The 649-nt window shown below is 71.3% G+C and carries 1 protein-coding gene; it reads left to right on the top strand.

Translation table 11 applies throughout. The annotated features are described in order from the left end of the window. Positions 1–16: 16 nt before the first annotated feature. The coding region (locus D7X74_RS42285) for a site-2 protease family protein (RefSeq protein WP_233602499.1) at positions 17–649 on the top strand (633 nt) is incomplete at its 3' end.

The raw sequence follows: 649 nt of genomic DNA, 5'->3' as shown, positions 1-649 counted from the left end.
GCAGGGGGTGGGATGGATGTTCAGGATTTCCGACACCGTGTCCTTCGCCGGGGCGCAGGGGAGCGGGGAGGCGACGATGCACGCGAGGCCAGGTGCACTCCAGGTGGGTTCGTTCCGGGGCGTTCCCATCCGCGTCCACTTCACGCTGCTCCTGGCGCTGCCGCTCCTGGCCCTGTCGTTCGGCGCGGCGTTCCGGCAGGCGGCGAGCGCGGCGGAGGTGCCCCCGGAGACCCTGGGCGGACACCCCCTGCTGTGGGGCCTGGGCGTGGCGGTGGGCCTCTTCGTGTCGGTGCTCCTGCACGAGATGGCCCATACGTTTTATGCGTTGCGTCATGGCGGGGAGGTGCACGGCATCACGCTGATGATTGTCGGAGGGGTGTCGGAGCTGGCGGAGACGCCGAAGCGGCCGCGCGACGAGGCGCTGATGGCGCTGGTGGGGCCGCTGACGAGCCTGGGGCTGGCGGTGGTGCTGGGGCTGGTGACGTGGCTGATGCACGGCCTGGGCGCGTTCCAGTGGCAGTTCGCGTGCTTCACGCTGGCGATGCTCAACCTGGTGCTGGGGGTGTTCAACCTGCTGCCGGCGTTCCCGATGGATGGGGGGCGCATCGTGCGCGCGGCGCTGACGCCCCGGCTGGGGGTGGTGCGGGCC

Origin of the sequence: Corallococcus sp. CA047B (genome assembly GCF_003612065.1) — a bacterium.
Lineage (GTDB): Bacteria > Myxococcota > Myxococcia > Myxococcales > Myxococcaceae > Corallococcus > Corallococcus praedator.
This window is presented reverse-complemented; position numbering and strand designations above follow the sequence as displayed.